Below are 23863 nucleotides of genomic sequence, written 5' to 3'. Positions count from 1 at the left end.
TGTGAGTTCCATATTAGACCGCAACAGACGAGAATAAAGGCATGAGGCAGAGACGGGACGCGGATAAGGTGCCCGACCGAAAAATATGAGCGAAACAGAACGGCCAGAAGATCGCACGCCGGGCAAGGCGGAAGCGGAAGCGGACGCGCGCGGGCGCGAGGGGCGGCGTGGCCTGTTGCATCATCTTGGCCAATTCTGTTTCGGCTGTTCGGTGCTGGCGCTCGTTCTGGTGCTGGCGCTGCTTGCGGTTCTGGCGGCGGGGGTCACGGCCCCGGGCTGGATCAGGGCCGATCTGAGTGACCGTATCAATCGTGGCCTGACGGGCTATGTGCTGCGTTTCGAGGAACTTGGGCTGAGCCTTGGGCCGGACATGGTGCCGCGCATCGCCTTGCGGGAAGTCTCCTTTGACGACGAGAGCGGGCGGCGGCTGGCCGATCTGGCGGCGCTGGAGGTGTCGCTGTCGCGTGGGGCGCTGTTGCAGGGTCAGGTGCGTCCGTCGACCGTGCGGGCCGATGGCGGGCGGCTGGTGCTGCGCCGCCGTGCCTCGGGCGAGTTGTCGGTCGCGGTCGAGGGGGCTGGTGAGGCCTTGGAGGGCTCTGTCACCGAACAGATCGGCGCGGTTCTGGCGCAGCCGCAGCTGGCCTCGCTGCGCGAGGTTCTGGTGGAAAACCTGAGCCTGCGCTACGAGGATGCGCGCGCGGGCCGGGCGTGGTCTGCCGATGGTGGCGAATTGCGTCTGGGCCGCGAGGGCGATCAGGTCACGCTGCGCGGCAATGTGACGGTTCTGGGTGCGCGCGAATATGCCACCTCGATCGAGGTGAACTACACCACCGCGATCGGGGCCACGGCGGCGGATTTCGGCGTGCGGTTCGAGGATATGCCAGCAGGTGAGATCGCCGGGCAATCGCCAGCGCTTGCCTGGCTTGCCGCGCTTGATGCGCCGATCTCTGGGGCGCTGCGTGCGGCGGTCGATGGTGACGGGCGGCTTGGCCCGCTCAATGCCACGTTGCAGATCGAGGCTGGCGTGCTCCAGCCCAATCCCGCGACCTCGCCGATCCCGTTCGAGGCCGCGCGCAGCTATTTCACCTATGATCCCGCGACGCAGGAAATCCGCTTTACCGAATTGTCGGTCGATAGCAGCTGGGGGCGCGCGCGCGCCGAGGGCACGGCGCGACTGGTGGGGATGGAGGATGGCTGGCCCCGCGAATTGCAGGCGCAGATCGCGTTCGGGGAGATCGTGGCCGACCCGGCCGAGGTCTACCCCGAGCCGGTGTCCTTCGAGGGCGCGTCGCTGGATCTGCGCCTGCAACTGGAGCCTTTCGTGCTGTCCCTCGGGGCGTTTCGCCTGAATGATCAGGGCAAGACCCTGCGCCTGAACGGTGAGGTGCGCGGCCAGAGCGACGGCTGGGCGCTGTCGCTGGAGGGGGTGATGGACGCCATCGCGCCCGAGCGTTTGTTGGCGCTGTGGCCGGAGGCGGTCAAGCCCAAGACCCGTGATTGGATGGTCGACAACATTCTCAAGGCCACGCTGAGCGACATTCAACTGGCGCTGCGCGCCGAGGCGGGGGCGCTGCCCGAGGTCTTTCTTGGTTTTGATTTTGAGGACCTGAGTGCGGTATACGTGCGCGACGTGCCGCCCATCGAGGGGGCCAAGGGCCATGCTTCGATCCGCGATAACCGCTTTGTGGTGCATGCCGAGGGGGGCCATGTCACGGCGGCGCAGGGCGGGCGTATCGACATCTCGGGCACGACCTTTTCGATCCCGGACCTGCGCATCAAGCAAAGCCCCGCGCAGGCGCATATGAATACCGACAGCACGATCACAGCCGCGCTGTCGCTGCTGGATGCGCCGCCGTTCCGCTTTTTGACAAAGGCGGGGCAGCCGGTAACGCTGGCCGATGGGCGGGCGCGCCTGAAGGGCGATCTCAACTTTCTGCTCAAGGATAAGCTGACGCCCGAGGAAGTCGCCTTCGAGGCACAGGGGGTGTTGCATGACGTGCGCTCGGAGGCGCTGGTCGAGGGGCGGGTGCTGACGGCGGGTTTGCTGGAGGTCGAGGCCAGCAACGAGCGTATTCAGATCGGCGGGGAGGCGCAGATCGGTGCCGTGCCGCTGTCAGGCGATTGGAGCATGGCGCTCGGCCCGAACACGGGCGGCAAAAGCCGGGTGCGCGGGCAGATCGAACTGTCGGAACGGTTTGTCGATGAGTTCGAGATCGGATTGCCGCCCGGAAGCCTGTCGGGGGCGGGTTGGGGCGAGATCGAGATCGGTTTCGGCAAGGGCAATCCGGGGCAATTCGCGCTGACATCGGATCTGGCAGGAATTGGCCTGCGCATCCCACAGCTTGGCTGGGCCCTCAGCCAGGGGGGCACCGGGCGGCTGGATGTGACCGGGCAATTGGGCGGGCCCGAACAGCCGCCCCGGATTGACGGGGTAAGCGTGAATGCGGCGGGGCTGCGCGCGACGGGATCGGTGACGATCAATCCGCAAGGCGGATTGGCGCGGGCCGATTTCACCGGCGTCGAGATCGGTGATTGGTTGAATGCTCCAGTGTCGCTCATCGGGCGCGGGCCGGGTGCGACACCAAAGATAGAGGTGGCGGGCGGACAGGTCGACCTGCGGCAAACCTCGCTCATGGGCGAGGGTGGCGGCGCGGGCGGCGGTGGTCCGGTCACGCTGCGGCTCGACCGGTTGCAGGTGTCCGATACGCTGGCCCTGACGCAGTTTCGCGGGGAACTGAACACGGCAGGCGGCACCAAGGGCAGCTTCACCGGGCAGCTTAACGGGATCACGCCGATCAGTGGCGACGTGGTGCCGATGCAGGGGCGCAGTGCGTTTCGCATCCGCAGCGATGATGCCGGAAGTGTGCTGGCGGCGGCGGGGCTGCTCAAGCAGGCGCGCGATGGGTCGATGGAACTGATCCTGACCCCCGCGCCCGAGCCGGGCAGCTATGACGGCGTTCTGGCGATCCAGCAATTGCGCGTCAGAGAGGCCCCGGCCCTTGCTGCGCTTTTGAACACGATCAGCGTCGTGGGCCTGTTGGAGCAGTTCTCTGGCCAGGGTCTGCATTTCGGTAGCGTCGATGCGCGTTTTCGCCTGACGCCTACGCGGCTGACCCTGCTTGAAGGGAGTGCTGTCGGGGCGTCGGTGGGGATTTCGATGGACGGGTTCTACAATCTGGCGAGCAAGCGGATGGACATGCAGGGCGTCATCTCGCCGGTCTATGTGCTGAATGCTGTCGGCGAAGTCTTTACGCGGCGTGGCGAGGGGCTTATCGGGTTCAATTATACGCTCAAGGGGCCCGCCTCGGACCCCGAGGTCGGGGTCAATCCCCTGTCGGCCCTGACGCCGGGGTTCCTGCGCGAGATGTTCCGCAGGCCTGCACCGACAGTCGAGGGGGGCGGTCCTCCGGCAACGTCGCGGCAATCGGGGCAGGGCGAGTCCGAGAATAGAACACCGCCCTACGATAGAATTGACCGATGAAACTGACTGATTTCGACTTTGACCTGCCGCAGACGCTGATTGCTACTCGGCCCACGCGCCCGCGCCGGTCGGCGCGGCTTCTGGTGGCGCAGGGGGGTGCCATCCATGATGCCCACGTGACCGATCTCGGCCAGTGGCTGCGGCCGGGGGACCGGCTGGTGCTCAACGACACCAAGGTCATTCCGGCTCGACTGACGGGCAGGCGACATCGCCACGGCGCGCCGGGCGAGGGCGATGCGAAGATCGAGGTGACGCTGCTGGAGCCCGGGGCGGACGGCACGTGGTCTGCGCTGATCAAGCCGCTGAGAAAAGTGCGCGAGGGCGAGGAGATCGTGTTTTCCGATGCGCTCTCGGCGGTGCTTGAGGTGAAGGAGGACGGGCAGGGATGGCTGCGCTTCAACCTGACCGGCGATGATTTTGACGCGGCGCTTGATGCCGCAGGGGCCATGCCGTTGCCGCCCTATATCGCCGCCAAGCGGCCGGCTGATGCTCAGGATCGCGAGGATTATCAGACGATCTGGGCGCGCAACGCGGGGGCGGTGGCCGCGCCCACGGCCTCGCTGCATTTCGACGAGGTCGTGTTGGATGATCTGCGCGCGCGGGGTGTGGTCTTTACCCATGTCACGCTGCATGTGGGGGCGGGCACCTTTCTACCGGTCAAGGTGGAGGACGTCACCACCCACAAGATGCATGCCGAATGGGGCGAGGTGAGCGCGCAGGCCGCCGCCGAGATCGCCGCCACCCGAGCGGCGGGTGAACGGATCATCCCTGTGGGCACAACCGCCCTGCGCCTGATCGAGACGGCGGCTCGCGCCACTGGCGAGATTACGGCGTGGGAGGGCGATACCGATATCTTCATTTATCCGGGGTTCGAGTTCCGCGTCACGGATGCGCTGATGACCAATTTCCACCTGCCCAAGTCGACGCTGATGATGCTGGTTGCGGCGCTTATGGGGCAGGACAGAATCCGGCGCATATACGCGCATGCCGTGGCGCAGGAATATCGCTTCTTTTCCTATGGCGACGCTTCGCTGTTGATACCGCCACCAAACCCTGACAGGCGGGTTACAGGCGCGACAGATTGAGTCGCGATTGACACAGACGCGCGCACCCGGGCCTTGCGAGGCTGGGGCGGGCTGACGGAGAGACGCGATGTTTCAGGTATTGTCGGGGGCTTGGGCGCTGCTTCTGGGCATGATGCTCTTGCAGGTGGGCAATGGCATGCAGGGCACGCTTCTGGGTATCCGGGGGGCGCTCGAAGGATTTTCGACCCTCGAGATGTCGATCGTGATGTCGTCCTATTTCCTCGGATTCCTGTTCGGATCACGATTGGCCCCCGAGATGATCCGCCGGGTCGGTCATGTGCGGGTCTTCGCCGCGCTTGGTTCGATGATCTCGGCCGTGCTGATCCTTTATCCCACGGTGACGGAACCCTGGGCCTGGTCGGTCGGCCGGGTGCTGATCGGGTTTTGTTTTTCGGGCGTCTATGTCACGGCGGAAAGCTGGCTCAACAATTCCGCGAGCAATGAAACGCGTGGCAAGGCATTGTCGCTTTACATGATGGTGCAGATGGTCGGCATCGTGTCGGCGCAGGGTATCATGGTGCTGGCCGATCCGTCGGGATATGTGCTCTTCGTGATCCCGTCGGTGCTGGTGTCACTGGCCTTTGCGCCGATCCTGCTGTCGGTCAGCCCGACGCCCGCCTTTGACACGACCAAGCCGCTGTCGCTGCGTCAGATCATGAAGATCTCGCCATTGGGCTGCGTCGGCATGCTGCTCACCGGCGGAGTGTTTGCCGCGCAATTCGGCATGGCGGCAGTCTACGGGGCCGAGGCGGGGCTGAGCGTCGGTGAGATTTCGACCTTCGTTGCGTCCTTCTACGTGGCGGCGGTTGTGGCGCAATACCCGCTTGGCTGGCTGTCGGACCGGATGGACCGGCGCAAGCTGATCGCGGCCGTGTCGCTTGTCACCGGTCTGGGTGGCGTGGTCGGCATGATGCTGGGCGACAATTTCTGGTTCTTGCTGCTCGCGGCGGTGTTGGTCGGAGGTTCGTCGAACCCGCTCTATTCCCTGCTGATCGCGTATACCAATGACTTTCTCGATCATGACGATATGGCCGCTGCGGCGGGCGGCATGGTGTTCATCAACGGATTGGGCGCAATCGCCGGGCCGCTGATGGTGGGCTGGATGATGGGGGCCATCGGGCCGGGGGGGTATTTCCTCTATATCGCCATACTCATGTTCGCGATGGTGGCCTATGCGATCTACCGTATGACGCAGCGCGCGGCACCGACGGTGGCACAGACCGAGAGCTATATGCCGGTCTCGCCGTCATCTTCACCAATGGCCGTCGAATTTGCGCAGGAAGTCGCCATCGAGAGTGCACAGGACGAAAATCAGGGGTAATCCGGTGTTTATGTCCCTCTTGAAGTATTATTTTACTGTGAAAGTGCGGTTAACTCGCGTTAACGTCATTTTATTGTCATAGGGGAATGAGGAGAGTCCTATGGTTTCGCCCGAAGATGTTCTTGGGTTCTGGTTGGACGAGGTGGGTCCGCAAGGGTGGTACAAGGCGTGCGATACATTGGACGCCACCGTGCGAGAGCGATTTCAAAGTGGTTGGGAAAACGCCCGCGCGGGGGCTTATAGCCTCTGGCTGACCTATCCGACCGGCACGCTCGCCTATATCATCCTGACCGATCAGTTTCCACGCAACATGTTCCGCAATGAGGCACGGGCCTTTGCCACCGACAAGGCGGCGCTTGCGGCGGCGAAGGTGGCGATCAACCGGGGCTGGGATTTCAAGATCGATGAGCCGGCACGGCAATTCTTCTATGTGCCGCTGATGCATTCCGAGAATCTGTGTGATCAGGAGCGTTGCGTGCGCCTGATCTGCGAGCGGATGCCGGAGCAGGGCCCCGAGAACATGACGCATGCGCGCGCGCATCGCGAAGTGATCCGCCAGTTCGGACGCTTTCCCTATCGCAACGAGGCTTTGGCGCGTCCCTCTACCGCGTTGGAGCGTGCCTATGAGGCCGAAGGCGGATACGGGGCCACGTTGCGTCAGGTGATGGCGGACGCCTGAAGCGATCCTCAAGCCAGAGAAAACAGGCGTCTGCCGGGTGTTTGCGCAACCGGTGGGCTTTGGCGCGTTGTGATCGTTCCAAAAATAGTTTAATACCAAACTAAATTTGCAAGCGGAGGGCCACATGGCGTCGAACAGCTATGACATGATCGTGATCGGGGCCGGGCCGGGCGGCTATGTCGCCGCGATCCGGGGCGCGCAACTGGGCCTCAATGTGGCCATCGTCGAGCGCGAGCACATGGGTGGCATCTGCCTCAACTGGGGCTGTATCCCCACCAAGGCGATGCTGCGCTCGTCCGAGGTGTTTCACTTGATGCATCGCGCCAAGGAATTCGGGCTCAAGGCCGAGGGGATCGGCTATGATCTCGACGCGGTGGTAAAACGTTCGCGCGGGGTGGCCAAGCAACTGAGTTCGGGCGTCGCGCATCTGATGAAGAAGAACAAGATCACCGTGGTGATGGGCGAGGCGACGCTACCTGCCAAGGGCCGCGTCAGCGTCAAGACCGACAAGGGCACCGAGGAGCTGACCTCGAAGAATATCGTGCTGGCCACCGGCGCGCGGGCGCGCGAATTGCCGGGGCTGGAGGCCGATGGTGAACGGGTCTGGACCTACAAGCACGCGCTGGTGCCGCCGCATATGCCCAAGAAGCTCTTGGTCATCGGCTCGGGTGCCATCGGGATCGAATTTGCCAGCTTTTACAACACGCTTGGGGCCGATACGACGGTGGTCGAGGTGATGGACCGCATCCTGCCCGTCGAGGATGCCGAGATTTCCGCCTTCGCCAAGAAAGCCTTTGAAAAGCAGAAGATGAAGATCAAGGTCAAGGCCATGGTCAAGCAGCTGGACCGCGCCAAGGACAAGGTGACCGCGCATATCGAGGTCGATGGCAAGGTCGAGAAGCACGAGTTCGACTCGGTCATCTCCGCCGTCGGCATCGTCGCCAATACGGAGGGTCTTGGGCTCGAGAAGCTGGGCGCGAAGATCGAGAAATCCTTTGTCGTGACCGACGAGTTCTGCCGCAGCGGTGTCGAGGGTCTCTACGTGATCGGGGACGCGACCAACGGGCCGTGGCTCGCGCACAAGGCCAGCCACGAGGGGGTTATGGTGGCCGAGTTGATCGCGGGCGGGCATCCGCATGCGGTCGATCCCGACAGCATCGCCGGCTGCACCTATTGTCACCCGCAGGTCGCCAGTGTCGGCCTGACCGAGGCGCAGGCCAAGGAGAAGGGCCACAAGATCAAGGTTGGCCGTTTCCCCTTCATCGGCAACGGCAAGGCAATCGCCATGGGCGAGGCCGAGGGCATGATCAAGACGGTGTTTGACGAAAAGACCGGCGAACTTCTGGGCGCGCATATGATCGGGGCCGAGGTGACCGAGCTCATCCAGGGTTACGTGGTCGGCCGTCAGCTTGAGACCACCGAAGAGGATTTGATGCACGCCGTCTTCCCGCATCCGACGCTCAGCGAGATGATGCATGAAAGCGTGCTCGACGCCTACGACCGGGTGATCCATATCTGAGCGGGGCAGTTGTTCCATTGAATGCAGAGGGGCGTGGGCCAAGGCTTGCGCCCCTTGTCTTTGCGGGGCAAAGTACAAGCGTAAACAGGGGATCCCGCGTGGCCAGTCTGAACCGGATCGTAATGCAGCAGGTCTCGCGCCGTTGGCTGCGTGCGCTTGATACCGAAGAAATGGACGCCGCCGAGATTTCGGGCAAATACGGGCATCGTTACAGCTTTCGCAGCTATACCCGGTTTCGCTATCCGAAATACGACATCTGCAACGGGCCCTATACCGGCGAGGGCGGGGCGGTGCTGCAATTCGATATTATCCTCGCCAATCAGGTCTGGGAACATCTCGACCGGCCCTATGCCGCCACCCGCCATGTGCGCGAAATGCTGCGCCCCGATGGCTGGTTCTGGCTGGCGGTGCCGTTCTACATACCCTATCATGGCGACCCGGTCGATTGTTCGCGCTGGAGCGCGCGGGGTCTCAAGAACCTGCTGATCGAGGCCGGGTTTCACGAGGACCGGATCACCGCGCGGCAATGGGGAAACCGCGCTGCCGCCGCCCGTAATCTCGAAGACCAATGGCCCCCGGCGCATGATCCCGAGACCGACGACCTGACCAACGATCCGCAGTTCCCGATTTGTGCCTGGGCCCTGGCGCAGAAATAGGCGGCTACGGGCTCCGTTCCTGTAATGTTCGCACAATTGACTTGGACCCGGGCCGCGTCTCTTCTATGTGTGACGAGGATAAAGCCCGGGGGTCAGAATGGCCGATCTGAAATATATCGAGGTGCGCGGCGCGCGCGAGCATAACCTCAAGAATATCGACGTGGATATTCCGCGCGACCAACTGGTTGTGATCACCGGGCTTTCCGGCTCGGGCAAGTCGTCGCTCGCCTTCGACACGATCTATGCCGAGGGGCAGCGGCGCTATGTCGAATCGCTCAGCGCCTATGCGCGGCAATTCCTCGACATGATGGAAAAGCCGGATGTGGACCACATCAGCGGGCTGTCACCTGCGATTTCCATCGAGCAGAAGACGACCTCGAAGAACCCGCGCTCGACCGTCGGCACGGTGACCGAGATTTACGATTACATGCGGCTCTTGTTTGCCCGCGTCGGCACGCCCTATTCCCCCGCCACCGGCCTGCCCATCGAGGCGCAGCAGGTGCAGGACATGGTGGATCGCGTGATGGCGATGGATGAGGGCACGCGCGCCTACCTGCTGGCCCCCATCGTGCGCGACCGCAAGGGGGAATATCGCAAGGAATTTCTGGAACTGCGCAAATCCGGCTTTCAGCGGGTCAAGGTGGATGGTGAATTTTACGAACTCGATGAGCCGCCCACGCTCGACAAGAAATTCCGCCACGATGTCGATGTCGTGGTTGACCGGTTGGTGGTGAAGGAGGGGTTGGAGACGCGGCTCGCCGACAGCCTGCGCACCGCGCTTGACCTGGCCGATGGCATCGCCGTGCTGGAAACCGCCCCGCGCGAGGGCGAGCCGGAGCGGATGACCTTCTCCGAGAAATTCGCCTGCCCGGTCAGTGGCTTCACCATCCCAGAGATCGAGCCGCGGCTGTTTTCCTTCAACGCCCCCTTCGGGGCTTGCCCGGACTGTGACGGGCTGGGGGCGGAGTTGTTCTTTGACGAAAAGCTGGTCGTGCCGGACGAGGCGCTGCGCATCGGTGACGGGGCAATTGCGCCGTGGCGCAAGGGCAAGAGCCCGTACTTCACCCAGACCATCAATGCCATCGCCAAGCATTACGAGTTTGACGAGACGACCCCGTGGAAGGATCTGCCTGCCCATGTGAAACAGGTGTTCCTGCATGGCTCGGGCGATGAGGAAATCCCGTTCCGCTATGACGAGGGGGGCCGCGTCTATCAGGTCAGCCGCGTGTTCGAGGGGGTGATCCCGAACATGGAGCGGCGCTATCGCGAGACCGATTCGAACTGGATTCGCGAGGAATTCGAGCGCTACCAGAACAACCGCCCCTGTGGCGCCTGTGGCGGCTACCGGCTGCGGGAAGAGGCTTTGGCGGTGCGGATCGGTCCCGCCAAAGGCGGGCGTGACGAGTGCCTGCATGTCGGGCATGTGGTGCAGATGTCGATCCGCGAGGCCTATGATTGGTGCGAGACGGTGCCGGAACACCTTGGCAAGCAGAAGAACGAGATCGCCCGCGCGATCCTCAAGGAGATCCGCGAGCGGCTTGGCTTTCTCAACAATGTGGGCCTCGATTATCTGACGCTTAGCCGCAACGCCGGCACGCTCAGCGGGGGCGAGAGCCAGCGGATCAGGTTGGCGAGCCAGATCGGGTCGGGCCTGACCGGCGTGCTCTACGTGCTCGACGAGCCCTCCATCGGGCTGCATCAGCGTGACAACGGGCGGCTCTTGCAGACGCTGCGCAACCTGCGCGATCAGGGCAATACGGTGATCGTGGTCGAACATGACGAGGAGGCGATCCGCACCGCCGATTACGTGTTTGACATCGGCCCGGGGGCGGGGGTGCATGGCGGCCAAGTGGTCAGCCACGGCACGCCGGATCACGTCGCCGCCGATCCGGCCTCGATCACCGGGCAATACCTCTCGGGCACGCGCGAGATTGCCGTCCCGCCCAAGCGGCGCAAGGGCAACAAGAAGAAACTGACCGTGGTCAAGGCCAACGGCAACAACCTGCAAGACGTCACCGCCGAGTTTCCTTTGGGTAAGTTTGTCTGCGTGACGGGTGTCTCGGGCGGGGGTAAATCGACGCTAACCATCGAGACGCTGTTCAAGACCGCCTCGATGCGTCTTAACGGTGCGCGTCAGACGCCCGCGCCCTGCGAGACGATCAAGGGGCTGGAGCATCTCGACAAGGTGATCGACATCGACCAGCGCCCGATCGGGCGCACACCGCGCAGTAACCCCGCGACCTATACCGGGGCCTTCACGCCCATTCGCGACTGGTTTGCCGGGCTGCCCGAGGCCAAGGCGCGCGGCTACAAGCCGGGGCGGTTTTCGTTCAACGTCAAGGGCGGGCGCTGCGAGGCGTGTCAGGGCGACGGGGTGATCAAGATCGAGATGCATTTCCTTCCGGACGTCTATGTCGAATGCGAGACCTGCAAGGGCGCGCGCTACAACCGCGAGACGCTGGAAATTCGTTTCAAGGGCAAGAGCATAGCGGACGTTCTTGATATGACCGTGGAAGAGGCGCAGGAGTTCTTCAAGGCGGTGCCCTCGATCCGTGAGAAGATGGATGCGCTGATGCGCGTGGGCCTCGGCTATATCAAGGTGGGGCAGCAGGCGACGACGCTTTCGGGTGGCGAGGCGCAGCGGGTGAAGCTGTCAAAAGAACTTGCCAAACGCTCCACTGGGCGCACGCTCTATATCCTCGACGAGCCGACCACGGGGCTGCATTTCGAGGATGTGAAAAAGCTATTGGAAGTACTGCACGAGCTGGTGGAGGCCGGGAATACCGTGGTGGTGATCGAGCATAATCTCGACGTCATCAAGACCGCGGACCACATCATCGACATCGGCCCCGAGGGTGGCGACGGCGGTGGTGAGATCGTCGCCGTGGGCACGCCCGAGGTGGTTGCGGAGGAGCCGCGCAGCCATACCGGGCGCTATCTCAAGGACATGCTGAACGCGCGCAAGGTGGCGGCGGAGTAGGGGCGGTGCGCCACTCGACGTCATCCTACGGGGTGACTGGACGATCTCACCGAGCGTGGAGATCCTCGGGTCGGGCCCGAGGATGACTGGAACAAAGGCTGCAACCTTGTCGAATGAGGTGATGCGCGCGTCCCGGCAAGCCCCGGATTAATCCGTGAGTAATGATGGCCCGCCGGGACGCGACTTTGGAGTTTGACCAGTGATGGCGCACTCCGTCCCTATTGTTTACTGCTTCTTTAGGGGGCAGGTCGAGAGCCCGAAGATCGAATAGAGCGGGCAGGACGACATCAGGCCTGTAACCAGCGGAATGATGCCGATCAGGTAGAGCCAGCTATAGGCCCCCTCGCGGTTGAGAAAGAACCCGGCCAGCAGGCCAAGTCCGAGGATGATGCGCAATGTGCGATCGATCGTACCGACGTTTTTCTTGAGCATGGGGACACCTTTCGGGTAGCGGCCTGAACCGGCCAGTGAATTACCCATCAAGTGTGCCACGACTGCCGCCTTCGGGTCTGTGATCTGGTCACATTCCCGAGGCTCATTTGAAATTGCGGCTGTCCTTGATCTGGTCCCAGGCCCAGACGACCTGTTGCAACTGCTCTTCCTGGCTGCGGTCGCCGCCGTTGATATCGGGGTGCAACACTTTGATCAGAGACTTGTAGGCCTTGCGGAGTTCCGCCTTGGTCCAGGTGTCCTCGGCCTCGAGGATCTCGATGGCGCGCCGCTCTGTGGGGGGCAGCTTGCGCCCGCCGCCCTTCCTCTTGCCGGGGTTTTGCGTGGCGTTGCCGCCCAGTACCTGATGAGGGTCCTCGATGCCCAGCCGTGCCCAGGCCCGCGCCTCGGGGTCGTTGAACCGCTTGGTTTCGCGCTCCCAGACCTTGTCCTTGGACATCTGCGCATTCAGTTCCGCCTCGGTGGTGCCGTCGAAGAAGTTCCACTTGAGGTTATATTCGCGCACATGCTGCTGGCAGAACCAGAAATAGTCGTCGAGCACGTCCGGCGCCTTGGGCGCGCGATACTTGCCGGGTTCGTTGCAGCCGTCATGGTCGCAGACGCGGGTCGAGGTTTCGGATGCACCCGACATGCCGCGCCGGCCACGCGGGTTCTTCTTCTTGGCCGAAGAGACCGACATATCGAAACCGAATGGATCTGATTTGGACATCGAGCACACCTTTGTGAGTCAGGACGCAGAGTGTATGCCAAAACGCGTCGAATTGAAGGGGGTCAGCGCAAAATTTTCCGCGAGCGCGGCGCTTTTTCGCGGGTGACCGGTGCCGGGGGTCACCGTTGACATGTGTGCCCCGGCACCAGCCGGAGACCCTGCGGTTTTCAATCGCGATCTGGTAATGGGGAGAGGCTCTGTGCGAGCGGTTCCGCCGTCACCGCCTCTTGTAACACCGGCGGCTCTGGAACGCGGCGTACGCTGATCTCGCGCTGAAAGACCAGAACCGAGCGATAAACGGTATGGGTCGAGGTAAGACCCTGACGTTCCTCGCTTGGCAGGATATCACTGCGCAGGTAGGTCCAGCCATCGCGGGCCATCTCGTTCAGCGTCTCTTCGAGCCCGAGGGCAAAGCGGGCCTCGGGGGTCTTGACTCCGGCAGCCTTGCGGCCGCGGGTCGGGGCCGGAAGGACCTTGTATTCGAATTGCGACATGGACGGCTCCGATCAGTTCACGGTCGCTGATCCTACGCGATCAGCCGGGCGGTGCAAGCGGGCAAAATGAAACCCCCGGACCGATGGCCGGGGGTCGCGTGGGGCTCCGGTGCCGGGCGGATTATTTCGCGCCCGGTCCGATGATCATGATCATCTGGCGGCCTTCCATCTTGGGCATGTTCTCGACCCGGCCCACCTCCTTGACGTCCTCGGCGATCCGCTCGAGCAGATTGCGGCCCAGATCCTGATGCGCCATCTCGCGGCCACGGAAGCGCAGGGTGATCTTAACCTTGTCGCCGCCTTCGAGGAATTTCAGCACATTGCGCATCTTGACGTCGTAGTCGTGAGTGTCGGTGCCGGGCCGAAACTTGACCTCCTTCACCTCGATGATCTTCTGCTTCTTGCGTGCTTCGGATTCGCGCTTCTGCTGTTCGTACTTGTACTTGCCGTAATCCATGATCTTGCAGACCGGCGGATTGGCGCTTGGCGAGATTTCGACCAGATCGAGCCCGACCTCCTCTGCCATCTCTAGCGCCCTGCGTGGGGTGACGACGCCTACGTTCTCGCCTTCTGCTCCGATCAGGCGGATTTCGTCGGCGCGGATGCGGTCGTTGATCCGGGGACCGGTGTCACGAGTGGGCGGCGCGTTATGGGGTCTGCGGGCTATGGCTTCAATCCTTCGATTGTTGAACATTGTCGGGTGAATTTGACGGTGCAAGGTAAACGGCGGTGCGGCGGCTTTCAAGCCGCAAAATCGGCTGATATGAGCCGAACTGTCACCATTTCCCCCTTGCGGCTTTTCTTTGCAAGCCGCATTTGGGAAGGAGTGTCACAAAGGGCCGTGGCGATTAACGCGAGGGCCTGTCTGTTATTCTGGGAGATGGGTATGAAAAACCTGATTTGGATCGTTCTGGCGGTCATCGTGCTGGGCGGTGGCTACATGCTTTTTACCGGCAAGTCTGTCGATGAGGTCGTGAACGAGGTGAGCGGAGCCACGCAAGAGGTCGAGGCCCCCGAAGCGCTTGAAGATGCGGCTGAGGCTGCGGGCGAGACCGCCGACGCGGCGGCGGATGCGGCGGGTGACGCAGTCGATGCGGCAGAGGACACAGCCACAGAGGCGGCAGAGGCGGTTGAAGAGACCACGAGCGAGGCGACAAGTGAGGCATCTGATGCCGTCGAAGGCGCTGTCGAGGCCGCCGAAGAGACTGCCGCCGAAGCCACGGAAGCGGCTCAGGAGGCCGCAGAAGAGGCAGTGGACGCAGCAACCGGTACAGCTGATGAGGCAACCGATGCTGCAGGCGACGCGACCGAGGCGGTGACCGAAACCGCGGACGAGGCCGTCGATGCCACCACAGAGGCCGCCTCTGATGCTGCCGCTGAAACCGAAGCCGCTTCGCAAGAGGCGGTGGACGCGGCGAGCGAGACGGCGACCGAAGCCGAAGCTGCTGCTGAGGGGGCTGCGGATGGCGCAACCGAGGCCACCGAAGAGGCCGCTGCCGAAGCGGGTGAGAGTGCCACGGGCGACGCCGCTGCAAGCGGTGGCGAGCAGGCCCCCGAGGCGCTGACCGTGGACGGCTTTGACATGGAGCGGGTGCGCGGCCTGATCGAGGGGTCCGACCTGGGCTCGATGCAGGAGAACCTGCTGATCGAGGGGATCAGGGCAGCGCAGGACAATCCTGAATTGCTGCAATCCGCGCTTCAGGCGGCACGTCAGGCGCTCGGTTACTGAGCCAGTCCAAACATTGATAAGCCCGCGCAAGGTGCTGCTTGCGCGGGCTTTTTTTGTGGCAGCGTCGGCATGTCTCCGGTTACGGGAGACCCTCGGGTCGAGCCCGAGGGTGACGGGCATCTGGGGTAGGCGTCATCCTCCGGCTTGACCGGAGGATCTCTTGGTCTGTCACCCCTCAGTCCAGAAACGCCTTTTCGACCACGTATTCCTTGGGGTCGGAATTGGCCCCTTCGCGCAGCCCATACTCCTCCAGCATCTCCTTGATCTCGAGGTTGAAGGCAAGGTTGCCGCAGACCATGGCGCGGTCGGTTTCGGGGGCGAGGGGGGCAACGCCAAGGTCCGCAAACACCTCGCCCGAGCGCATCAGATCGGTGATGCGGCCCATCTTGGGGCTCTGCTCGCGGGTGGTGGTCGGGTAATAGCGCAGCTTGTCGGCAAAGCCTTCGCCGATCAACTCAGCCAGCATTTCGTCCTTGCGGATGCTGTCGATCAACTCGGCCCCGTATTGCAATTCGCCCACCTCACGGCAGGTGTGGGTCACGATCACCTCATCGTAGTCCTCATAGGTCTGCGGGTCGCGCAGCAGCGAGGCGAAGGGGGCAAAGCCGGTGCCGGTGGCAAAGAGCCACAGCCGTTTGCCGGGCAGCAGCGCGTCATGCACCAGCGTGCCTACAGGCTTGGGGCGCAGGATGATCTCGTCGCCGACCTCGATATGTTGCAGGCGCGAGGTCAGCGGGCCGTCCTGCACCTTGATCGAGTAGAATTCCAACTCGTCATCCCAGGACGGCGAGGCAATGGAATAGGCGCGCAGCAGCGGCTTTTCGCGGCCGGTTTTCTCATCCGTCTGCATCAGCCCGATCATCACGAATTCGCCCGACCGAAAGCGCAGGCTCGCCGGTCGCGTGACCCGGAAGGAAAACAGCCGGTCGGTCCAGTGTGTTACCTGCGTTACTGTCTGCGCATCGGGCAGCGCGAGGGTCTTGGGCGCTTTTGCGGTCGCTTGGGTCACGGCGGTCATCTCGTTCATGGTGTCAACTGCCGGTCATTTAAACCGACATCCTCTTCTAATCTTTGATTCAGGTCAGGTAAAAGCGGTATTCAGCCGCGCAGCCGCTCTTGGTAGTCGTGGGCCTGCCAGTTGGCACGAGAGAGCCACTGATCCTCGGGCTGCCGGGCGGCGAGATCGTCGGATATCTCGACCTCGTCAAAACCCGCGCGCCGCGCCATGGCGTATTGATCGGCGATCACGTGGCCATAGGCGCGCAACCGCCCGGTGTAGCCCATCAGCCGCAATTGCCGCGCGATGCTGAATCCGCGCCCGTCGGCGAAGCTCGGGAAATGGACCTTGATCATCTGCACATCGGGCAGGCGACCGGCCAGTTCCAGCGGGTCGGCGCTGGAGGGCAGGGTGATGCCGACGCCGCGGCGGGCCTCTTCCAGAGGCACGATGGGGGTGGTCCAGGTTTCGGGGCCAAAGCCCGTGTCGGTGACGATGACAGTCATGCGGAAACTCCTTTTCGCACCAGTTTGCCGTTCACAAAATGGATGCCACATTCGGTTTTGTCCTGATCGCGCCAGCGGCCAGATCTTGGGTCTTCGCCCGGTTTCACGGGCGTCGTGCAGGGCATGCAGCCGATGGAGGGGTAGCCTTGGCTCACCAGCGGATGCCGGGGCAGGCGGTTTTCCTCCATGTAGGTTCGGATGTCGTCGCGGGCCCAATGGGCCAGCGGGTTGACCTTGATCCGGTCGGTGCTGTCCTCGATCTCGAAGAAGTCGAGGGTGGCGCGGGTGCCGGTCTGATAGCGTTTGCGCCCGGTGATCCAGCCGTCGAAACCGCTGAGGGCGCGTTGCAGGGGGCGGGTCTTGCGCAGGGCGCAACACGCGTCGGTATCGCGTCGGTATAACGTCTGTTTTGCGTCGGTGTGTGCAAGGTCGTGCGCGTCGGGCCGAATGATGCGCAGATCGCGCAGGTTGAGCCGCTCTGCCAGTTCCTGCTGATAGACCAGCGTCTCGGCAAAGAGCATCTCTGTGTCGATGAAGATCACCGGCGTCGCGGCCTGCGTGACCGAGACCATGTGCAACAGCACGACCGATTCGGCCCCGAAGCTTGAGACGAGCGCCAGCTTGCCCGCCTGGGGGTCGCGCAGCGCGTGCTCCAGCACCGAGATCGCCGAGTGATGGCGATAGCGGTCGTTGAGCGCCTGAACCCGGTCGTGCAGATCATTCTGCGGCATGGGCCCGGGCCTCGTGATCGTAGAGCGCGGATTTGAACGGCGCGAGGCCGAGACGATTGTAAGCCTCGAGGAACGTCTCCTCGGGCCCTTCGCGCAGGTCGAGATAGGCGAAGATGAGCCGCTCGATCGCGGGCACGATCTCGTCATAGGCAAAGCCCGGTCCGGTGCGGGTGCCGATTGCCGTGCTTTCGGAGGCATCGCCGCCGAGGGTGATCTGGTAGTTTTCCACCCCCGCGCGGTCGAGGCCCAGAATGCCGATATGGCCCACATGGTGATGCCCGCAGGCATTGATGCAGCCCGAGATCTTGATCTGGAGATGGCCCACGTCATGCTCGATCTTGAGCGCGTCCAGCCGGGTGGCGATGCCCTGGGCCACGGGGATCGAACGGGCGGTCGCGAGCGCGCAGTAATCCATGCCGGGGCAGGCGATGATATCCGAGGCGAGCCCGATATTGCCGGTGGCCAGCCCCACCTCGCGCAGCGCGGCATGGACGGCAGGGATGTCGGCGAGCGCCACATGCGGCAGCACGAGGTTCTGCGCGTGGCTGGCGCGGATATCGTTATGGCCGTAGCGCTCGGCGAGGTCCGCGACCACACGCATCTGATCCGCGCTCGCATCGCCCGGAGTCGCGCCATGCGCCTTGAGGCTGATGGTGACGATGCCGTGATCGGCGTGCTTGTGCGGGGTCACATTGGTGTCGGTCCAGGTGCGGAACACCGGGTCGTCGTCGCGGGCGGCGTAAAAGTCTTGCGCGTCGCGCTCGGGCAGGGTGGGGGTGATAAAAGCGGCATTGATCAGGTCGAGCCACGCCTGATCGACGCCCGAAAAGGCCGCGCGACGGCGCGGGAACTCGGCCTCGACCAGATCGCGGATCTCATCCAGCCCGTTTTCGTGCACGGTGATCTTGATCCGCGCCTTGTACTTGTTGTCGCGCCGCCCGAGGCGGTTGTAGGTCGCGAGGATCGATTCGAGATAGGGCAGGAGATCGGCGCGGGGCACGAACTCCTTGAGCAGCTTGGCGACCATGGGCGTGCGGCCCATGCCGCCGCCGACCCATATCTCGTAGCCTCGAACGCCGTCACGCTCGACGATTTTCACGCCGATATCGTGGCTCTTCATCACAGCGCGATCCGCCTCGGAGGCGATCACGGCGATCTTGAACTTGCGTGGCAGGAACTGGAATTCCGGGTGGTCGGTGGACCATTGCCGGATCAGTTCGGCCACCGGGCGCGGATCTTCCAGCTCATCCGCCGCCGCCCCTGCGAAATGGTCGGAGGTCACGTTGCGGATGGTGTTGCCGGAGGTCTGGATGGCGTGCATGTCCACCTCGGCCAGCGCGTCGAGCATGTCGGGAATATCGCGCAGTTGCGGCCAGTTATACTGGATATTGGTGCGGGTGGTGAAATGGCCGTAGCCCTTGTCCCACCGCTCGGCCAGATAGGCCAGCTGGCGCAGTTTCGCCGGATCGAGCGAGCCGTAGGGGATCGCCACGCGCAGCATGTAGGCGTGCAGTTGCAGGTAGAGCCCGTTCATCAGGCGCAGCGGTTTGAACTCGTCCTCGGTCAGGCTGCCGTCAATACGGCGCTCGACCTGGGCGCGGAACTGGCGGTTGCGTTCAGCGATAAAAGCGGCGTCGAAGTCGTTGTATTGATACATGATTCTGGGTTCCTTACCTTGGGAGGTCCCGGGTCAAGCCCGGGACAGTCCTTCGGACTGTTTGCCGTGAAAAAGGTTCGAGGGGCCGGTGCGCCGGAAATCCTCGCGGAAATGGGTGGGCTCGGGGCCGTCGGGACCGGGGCGCACATCCGCGAGATAGGCGCCAACGATTTCATCGGCGCGGGCCTGTGCCTGAAGCAGGCGATAGTCGGCATCGGCCTCGTCGGTCAGCACCTCGGCCTCCGAGAGATGCCGCGTCCAGCGGTCATCGACGGTGAGATAGACGACATCGCCCTCGATGAGGGCATTGGCGGTCACGACCTTGGGGGTGAAGTCTCGGGGCATGTCAGGCAAGCTCCTGTTTCGAGTGGACTAGGGCCGCTTCGGCGGCGCGCGGCGCGAGGCCGAGGAAGGTCAGCGCGGGGCCGGTCAGGTTGGCCTCGGCCAGATCGGCAGGAAGACGCTCCAGCGTGGTGGAGAGCACGCGCTGATCGGGGCGCGAGGCGTTCTCGATCACGGTGACGGGCGTGGCGCGATCGCCGCCGTGCATGATCAGACGGCCCTGGATGAAGCGCGCCGATTTCTTGCCCATGTAGATCGCCGCGACCTCGCCGGGGCGGGCCAGCGTGCGCCAGTCGTGATCGGCAAAGCCCTTCATGTCGTGGCCGGTCAGAAAGCGCACCGCGGCGTTGCGGCCGCGTTTCGTCAGGCTCTGCCCGATGGTGGCGACCGAGGCGGAGGCGGCGGTGATGCCGGGCACGACGTGCCAGTCGATGCCGGCGGCGGTAACCGCGTCGAGTTCCTCGTCAAGGCGGCCAAAGACGGTGGGATCGCCGCCCTTGAGGCGGACGACGCGCGCGCCGGTGAGGGCCTGTGCGACGATCAGAGCGTTGATGTCATCCTGCGACATGGAGGGGCCGAAGCCTTCCTTTCCCGCGTTGAGGAGTTGCGCGGCCGGGTTGGCGAGATCGAGGATGTCGCGGGCGACCAGCCGGTCATGGATCACCACATCGGCCTGTTGCAGGGCGCGCAGGGCCTTGACGGTGAGCAGGTCGGGGTCGCCGGGGCCTGCGCCGACAAAGGCGACGGTGCCGGGTTGGAGCGGAGTGCGGGACATGGCGCGACCTTTTGCAAGCGGTTTGACTTCCCCTGCAATATAGGAAATATTCCCGGTTCAACGCCATATGGCCGCGTGAATAAGGATATATGTTCTGATTGGCGCGGCTGTTGGGTGGAAAATTCCATCGGAAAGGAAAACTTGGAATGACTGTCCGTCTCGATGATCTGGATCGGAAAATCCTCGTGCAGCTGCAGGAGGATGGGGGGCAATCGCTGGACGATATCGCCAAGGCCGTGGGCAGTTCCAAGACGCCCGTATGGAACCGGATTCGCAAGATGCGCGAGGGCGGGGTGATCCGGCAGCAGACCTATCTGCTGGATGCCGAGGCGCTTGGATTCGAGGCGTGTTTCTTTGTCCTGATCCGCACGTCAGAGCATGATGCGGGCTGGCAGGCGCAGTTTCTGAACGCGCTGAATGCCCGGCCCGAGGTGATGGAGGCGCACCGGCTGGCGGGGGATATCGACTATATCCTCAAGGTGCGGGTGGCCAATGCGCGGGCCTATGACGTGTTCTATCAGGCGCTGATTTCAGAGGTGAAGGTGCATAACGTCACGGCGCTTTTGTCGATGGAAGAGATCAAGTCGACGACGATGCTGCCGATTTGAGCGTGGCAAGGGGGCGCTGCCCCCGGTCGCCTCTGGCGACCTCCCCCGGAGTATTTGTTCCAAAAAGAAGCGGGGTCAGGCCTGTTCCAGTGCCGTGATGATTGGCGAGAGGTCGGCGGATTTGAGGCTCGCGCCGCCGACGAGTGCGCCATCGATATTCGAGGTGGCGAAGATCTCGGCGGCGTTCGCGGGTTTGACCGAACCGCCATAGAGCAGGCGGATGGTGTAGGCCTGATCCTCGCCCAGGCGGTCGGTGAGGCGGGCGCGCAGGAAATCATGCACTTCGGCGATCTGCGCAGTTGTGGGGGTGAGGCCGGAGCCGATGGCCCAGACCGGCTCATAGGCGATGACGGTGTTGGCACCGGTTGCGCCGTCGGGAAGCGAGGCGTCGAGTTGCGTGGCGATCACGTCGAGGGTTTGGGCCGCCTCGCGCTGCGCCAGCGTCTCGCCCAAGCAGATCACGGCGGTGAGGCCGGCGGACCATGCGGCGGAAGCCTTCTCTGCGACCAAATCGTTGGTTTCATGATGACTTTCGCGCCGCTCGGAATGGCCGAGCAGGACGGCGATCGCGCCTGCATCGGCCAGCATCGGGGCGGAGATGTCGCCGGTATGCGCGCCGGACGGGGCGGTGTGGCAATCCTGCCCGCCGATCATCAAGGGGCTGTCGGCGGTGAGGGCTGCGGCCTGCACGATCAAGGTGGCGGGCGGGCAGATCAGGATATCGACGCGCGGGTCGGGATGCGCGGCAGTGAGGGTTTGCAGTTCGCCGAGGCTGGCATTGGTGCCGTTCATCTTCCAATTGCCGGCGGCGAGCTTGCGTTTCATGCACTCATTATCCTGATTTTATATTCTAAAGCAGCGGGTTATGAGGCGAAGCTCACATGCCCTCGAACTTGATCGACTCGCCGCAGCCGCAGGCCTCTGTCACGTTCGGATTGTTGAACACGAAACCGGATTCCAGCAGCGAGGTCTGGTAGTCGATCTCGGAGCCGAAGAGGAACATCTGCGCCATCGGGGCGATCATCACCCGCGCGCCGTCCTGTTCAACCACCTCGTCATGGGGGTCAACTTCGGTCACATACTCCATCGTGTATTCCATGCCCGCGCAGCCGCCCTTCTTGACGCCGATGCGCAGGCCCTGATGACCGTCCCGGCCCATCAGTTTCGCGATCTGCGTGGCGGCGGTCGGGGTCATGGAGACCGCCTGCTTTCCGGGAATGCCAAACATGAGGTTCGCCTTTCAGTCGCTTGATGTCATTACATGAAACCCAGCTCAAGCCGGGCTTCGTCGCTCATCATGTCCATGCCCCAGGGCGGCTCCCAGACGAGGTGGACGTCGACCTGCTTGACGCCTGCCAAAGGCTCGATCGCCTCAGCGACCCAACCGGGCATTTCACCGGCCACGGGACAGCCCGGCGCGGTCAGGGTCATGGTGACGTTGATGGCGTTTTCGCCATCAATATCAATCGTGTAGATCAGGCCAAGGTCGTAGATGTTGACCGGGATTTCGGGGTCATAGACGCCACGGCACGCCTCGACCACCTGATCGTAGAGCGGGTGGTCGGTGCTGGAGGGGGCGATGAGCGGGGCCCCTTCAAGCGGCTCGGATGAATTCATCATGATCGTGTCCTGCGGTTATCCTGAGCAAACATATAAGTTTTATAAACCCTCGCGTCCAGAGGGCGCGGTTGCATGCGCCCCGGGTCTAGCCGTCGGATTTTCCAGCCGTCTTGCGGCGGCGGACCGGGGCAGGGCGCACGCGCGCCTCGATCATGTCGTAGAGCGCGCCGGTGATGTTCTTGCCGGTGGAGCCCTCGATGCCCTCGAAGCCCGGCGAGGAATTGACCTCGAGCACCTTGGGCCCGGTTTCGGAGCGCAGGAGATCGACGCCCGCCATGTTGAGATCGAACACCTTGGCGGCGCGAATCGCGGTGTCGCGTTCGGTCTTGGTGATGCGCACGGATTTGGCCGAGCCGCCGCGATGCAGGTTGGAGCGGAAATCGCCGTCTGCGCCGGTGCGTTTCATCGAGGCCACGACCTTGCCGCCGATGACGAGGCAGCGGATATCCTCGCCCGCCGCTTCCTTAACGAAATCCTGCACGAGGAAATTGGCCTTGAGGCCGCGAAAGGCGTCGATCACCGATTCGGCGGCCTTTTTCGTTTCGGCCAGAACCACGCCCTTGCCTTGGGTCGATTCGAGCAGCTTGACGATCAGCGGGGCGGTGCCGACGAGGCCGATCAGGTTGCCGGTATCCTTGGGCGAGGCGGCAAAGGCGGTGTTGGGCATGCCGACCTGCGCGCGCGCCATCAGCTGATGGGCATAAAGCTTGTCTCGGCTGGCAATGATGCCCGCCGAGGTGTTGACGCTATAGGTGCCGATGGTTTCGAACTGGCGGATGACGGCGGCCCCGTAGGCGGTGACCGAGGCCCCGATGCGCGGCACCACGGCGTCGTAGCGCGGCAGGCGTTTGCCGTCGTAATGCACCTCGGGGGCAAGCGCGTTGATCGCCATGTAGCAGCGCGTGGTGTCGATCACCTCGACGGTGTGGCCGCGGGATTCGCCCTCTTCGACGAGGCGGCGGGTGGAATAGTTGTTCTCGCGGCTGAGCACGGCAATGCGCAGGGCGCGTTTGGGCTGCGCGGCGCGCATTTTAGACGTGTGATAGACGTCATAGCTAAGTTCAGGCTGCAGGAAGCGGTCGGTGGCGACGATGGAAATATGATCCTTGAGCGCCTGCCGCCCGAGCAGCATGCGCGAGGCCATTGTCGAGCGGTTGGTGAGGGTGATCTCGATCGGCCAGCTGTCGCCGTTGACCGACAGCGTGCTCTGGATGACGTAGCGCAATTCGCGCTCGCCATTGGAGGAGGCCACCTCGCGCCGATCGAGAATGGTAGCGGAGCAGGGGATGACCAGATCGTCGCGGCCCGGAATCGGATGCACGGTAAAGCGGACCTTGGGTTTCGCGGACGGCCCGAAGGTCTCGATGTCGAAGGCATGCAGCGCGGAGGTGCGCGCGCCGGTATCGACCTTGGCCTTCAATGCGGGGACGCCCAGATCGGGGAGCGAAATCCATTCCTCCCAGCCGAATTGCAGGGGCTGGGGCGTGTCTGGCGTATCGCTCATGGGCTATGGCTCCTTGTCAT

Annotated in this window: 23 protein-coding genes; 9 read left to right on the top strand and 14 right to left on the bottom strand. The window is 63.4% G+C overall.

The genetic code is table 11. The features are described from left to right. Window positions 1-85 precede the first annotated feature (85 nt). The 7 genes from RID11_RS08320 to uvrA all read left to right on the top strand — a co-directional run bounded on the left by RID11_RS08320 (window position 86) and on the right by uvrA (window position 11721). Window positions 86-3481, top strand: coding sequence for a YhdP family protein (locus RID11_RS08320; RefSeq protein ID WP_350137503.1), 3396 nt, complete (start codon window positions 86-88; stop codon window positions 3479-3481). Continuing rightward, window positions 3478-4566, top strand: a complete 1089-nt coding sequence (gene queA / locus RID11_RS08315; RefSeq protein ID WP_350137501.1) for a tRNA preQ1(34) S-adenosylmethionine ribosyltransferase-isomerase QueA — start codon at window positions 3478-3480, stop codon at window positions 4564-4566. Before RID11_RS08320 ends, queA begins: the two co-directional genes overlap by 4 nt. A gap of 67 nt (window positions 4567-4633) precedes the next feature. Further along, the gene (locus tag RID11_RS08310) at window positions 4634-5887 is read left to right on the top strand and encodes an MFS transporter (RefSeq protein WP_350137499.1); all 1254 of its coding nucleotides are present in this window, start codon (window positions 4634-4636) and stop codon (window positions 5885-5887) included. Between the two features lie 100 nt (window positions 5888-5987). After that, the gene (locus RID11_RS08305; protein WP_350137497.1) at window positions 5988-6566 is read left to right on the top strand and encodes a DUF924 family protein; all 579 of its coding nucleotides are present in this window, start codon (window positions 5988-5990) and stop codon (window positions 6564-6566) included. Window positions 6567-6690: 124 nt separating this feature from the next. Beyond that, window positions 6691-8085, top strand: coding sequence for a dihydrolipoyl dehydrogenase (gene lpdA / locus RID11_RS08300; RefSeq protein ID WP_350137495.1), 1395 nt, complete (start codon window positions 6691-6693; stop codon window positions 8083-8085). Between the two features lie 98 nt (window positions 8086-8183). Continuing rightward, window positions 8184-8741 (top strand): class I SAM-dependent methyltransferase, encoded by a 558-nt coding sequence (locus RID11_RS08295; protein WP_350137492.1) that lies wholly within the window; start codon window positions 8184-8186, stop codon window positions 8739-8741. Window positions 8742-8838: 97 nt separating this feature from the next. Next, a complete protein-coding gene (gene uvrA, locus RID11_RS08290) occupies window positions 8839-11721 on the top strand; it encodes an excinuclease ABC subunit UvrA (protein WP_350137489.1) in 2883 nt (960 codons plus the stop codon). Between the two features lie 225 nt (window positions 11722-11946). Here the strand turns inward: uvrA and RID11_RS08285 are convergent, their stop codons facing one another. The 4 genes from RID11_RS08285 to infC form a co-directional block, all read right to left on the bottom strand. Beyond that, complete coding sequence (locus RID11_RS08285) at window positions 11947-12153, bottom strand: YgaP family membrane protein (RefSeq protein WP_350137487.1); 207 nt, start codon at window positions 12151-12153, stop codon at window positions 11947-11949. A gap of 103 nt (window positions 12154-12256) precedes the next feature. Next, entirely contained in the window at window positions 12257-12880 is a 624-nt protein-coding gene (locus RID11_RS08280; protein WP_350137485.1) for a J domain-containing protein, read from the bottom strand. A gap of 167 nt (window positions 12881-13047) precedes the next feature. Then, window positions 13048-13374: a DUF4177 domain-containing protein gene (locus tag RID11_RS08275; protein WP_350137483.1), complete on the bottom strand. Its 327-nt coding sequence runs from the start codon at window positions 13372-13374 to the stop codon at window positions 13048-13050. A 121-nt stretch (window positions 13375-13495) separates the two neighbouring features. Then, window positions 13496-14068, bottom strand: a complete 573-nt coding sequence (gene infC / locus RID11_RS08270; protein WP_350137481.1) for a translation initiation factor IF-3 — start codon at window positions 14066-14068, stop codon at window positions 13496-13498. Between the two features lie 192 nt (window positions 14069-14260). Between infC and RID11_RS08265 the strand changes: the two genes are divergently transcribed. After that, window positions 14261-15103 (top strand): translation initiation factor 3, encoded by an 843-nt coding sequence (locus RID11_RS08265; protein WP_350137479.1) that lies wholly within the window; start codon window positions 14261-14263, stop codon window positions 15101-15103. A 175-nt stretch (window positions 15104-15278) separates the two neighbouring features. Here RID11_RS08265 and RID11_RS08260 read toward each other — a convergent pair whose 3' ends face one another. From RID11_RS08260 to cobA, 6 genes are all read right to left on the bottom strand, one after another. Next, window positions 15279-16130 (bottom strand): ferredoxin--NADP reductase, encoded by an 852-nt coding sequence (locus RID11_RS08260; RefSeq protein ID WP_350137476.1) that lies wholly within the window; start codon window positions 16128-16130, stop codon window positions 15279-15281. Between the two features lie 71 nt (window positions 16131-16201). Then, window positions 16202-16606 carry a DUF934 domain-containing protein gene (locus tag RID11_RS08255; protein WP_350137475.1) on the bottom strand — a complete coding sequence of 135 codons (405 nt, stop codon included), beginning with the start codon at window positions 16604-16606 and terminating at the stop codon, window positions 16202-16204. Beyond that, a complete protein-coding gene (locus RID11_RS08250; protein WP_350137473.1) occupies window positions 16603-17337 on the bottom strand; it encodes a phosphoadenylyl-sulfate reductase in 735 nt (244 codons plus the stop codon). Before RID11_RS08250 ends, RID11_RS08255 begins: the two co-directional genes overlap by 4 nt. Beyond that, window positions 17324-18994 carry a nitrite/sulfite reductase gene (locus RID11_RS08245; RefSeq protein ID WP_350137471.1) on the bottom strand — a complete coding sequence of 557 codons (1671 nt, stop codon included), beginning with the start codon at window positions 18992-18994 and terminating at the stop codon, window positions 17324-17326. Before RID11_RS08245 ends, RID11_RS08250 begins: the two co-directional genes overlap by 14 nt. 33 nt (window positions 18995-19027) lie before the next feature. Further along, a complete protein-coding gene (locus RID11_RS08240; protein ID WP_350137469.1) occupies window positions 19028-19339 on the bottom strand; it encodes a DUF2849 domain-containing protein in 312 nt (103 codons plus the stop codon). 1 nt (window position 19340) lies between these two features. Beyond that, window positions 19341-20111: a uroporphyrinogen-III C-methyltransferase gene (gene cobA / locus RID11_RS08235; RefSeq protein WP_350137467.1), complete on the bottom strand. Its 771-nt coding sequence runs from the start codon at window positions 20109-20111 to the stop codon at window positions 19341-19343. A gap of 146 nt (window positions 20112-20257) precedes the next feature. Between cobA and RID11_RS08230 the strand changes: the two genes are divergently transcribed. Beyond that, window positions 20258-20719 carry an Lrp/AsnC family transcriptional regulator gene (locus tag RID11_RS08230; protein ID WP_350137465.1) on the top strand — a complete coding sequence of 154 codons (462 nt, stop codon included), beginning with the start codon at window positions 20258-20260 and terminating at the stop codon, window positions 20717-20719. A 75-nt stretch (window positions 20720-20794) separates the two neighbouring features. Here the strand turns inward: RID11_RS08230 and tpiA are convergent, their stop codons facing one another. The 4 genes from tpiA to rimK form a co-directional block, all read right to left on the bottom strand. Further along, complete coding sequence (gene tpiA / locus RID11_RS08225) at window positions 20795-21544, bottom strand: triose-phosphate isomerase (protein WP_350137462.1); 750 nt, start codon at window positions 21542-21544, stop codon at window positions 20795-20797. Window positions 21545-21596: 52 nt separating this feature from the next. Then, window positions 21597-21947, bottom strand: a complete 351-nt coding sequence (locus RID11_RS08220; protein WP_350137459.1) for a HesB/IscA family protein — start codon at window positions 21945-21947, stop codon at window positions 21597-21599. Window positions 21948-21976: 29 nt separating this feature from the next. Next, window positions 21977-22339, bottom strand: a complete 363-nt coding sequence (locus RID11_RS08215; RefSeq protein WP_050662415.1) for an SUF system Fe-S cluster assembly protein — start codon at window positions 22337-22339, stop codon at window positions 21977-21979. Window positions 22340-22424: 85 nt separating this feature from the next. Beyond that, complete coding sequence (rimK, locus tag RID11_RS08210) at window positions 22425-23843, bottom strand: 30S ribosomal protein S6--L-glutamate ligase (RefSeq protein ID WP_350137455.1); 1419 nt, start codon at window positions 23841-23843, stop codon at window positions 22425-22427. Window positions 23844-23863: the final 20 nt, after the last annotated feature.

This window comes from Roseovarius sp. (assembly GCF_040219995.1).
Classification (GTDB): Bacteria; Pseudomonadota; Alphaproteobacteria; order Rhodobacterales; family Rhodobacteraceae; genus Roseovarius.
The sequence above is the reverse complement of the archived record's forward strand: the minus strand, read 5'-3'. Positions and strand labels throughout refer to the sequence as shown.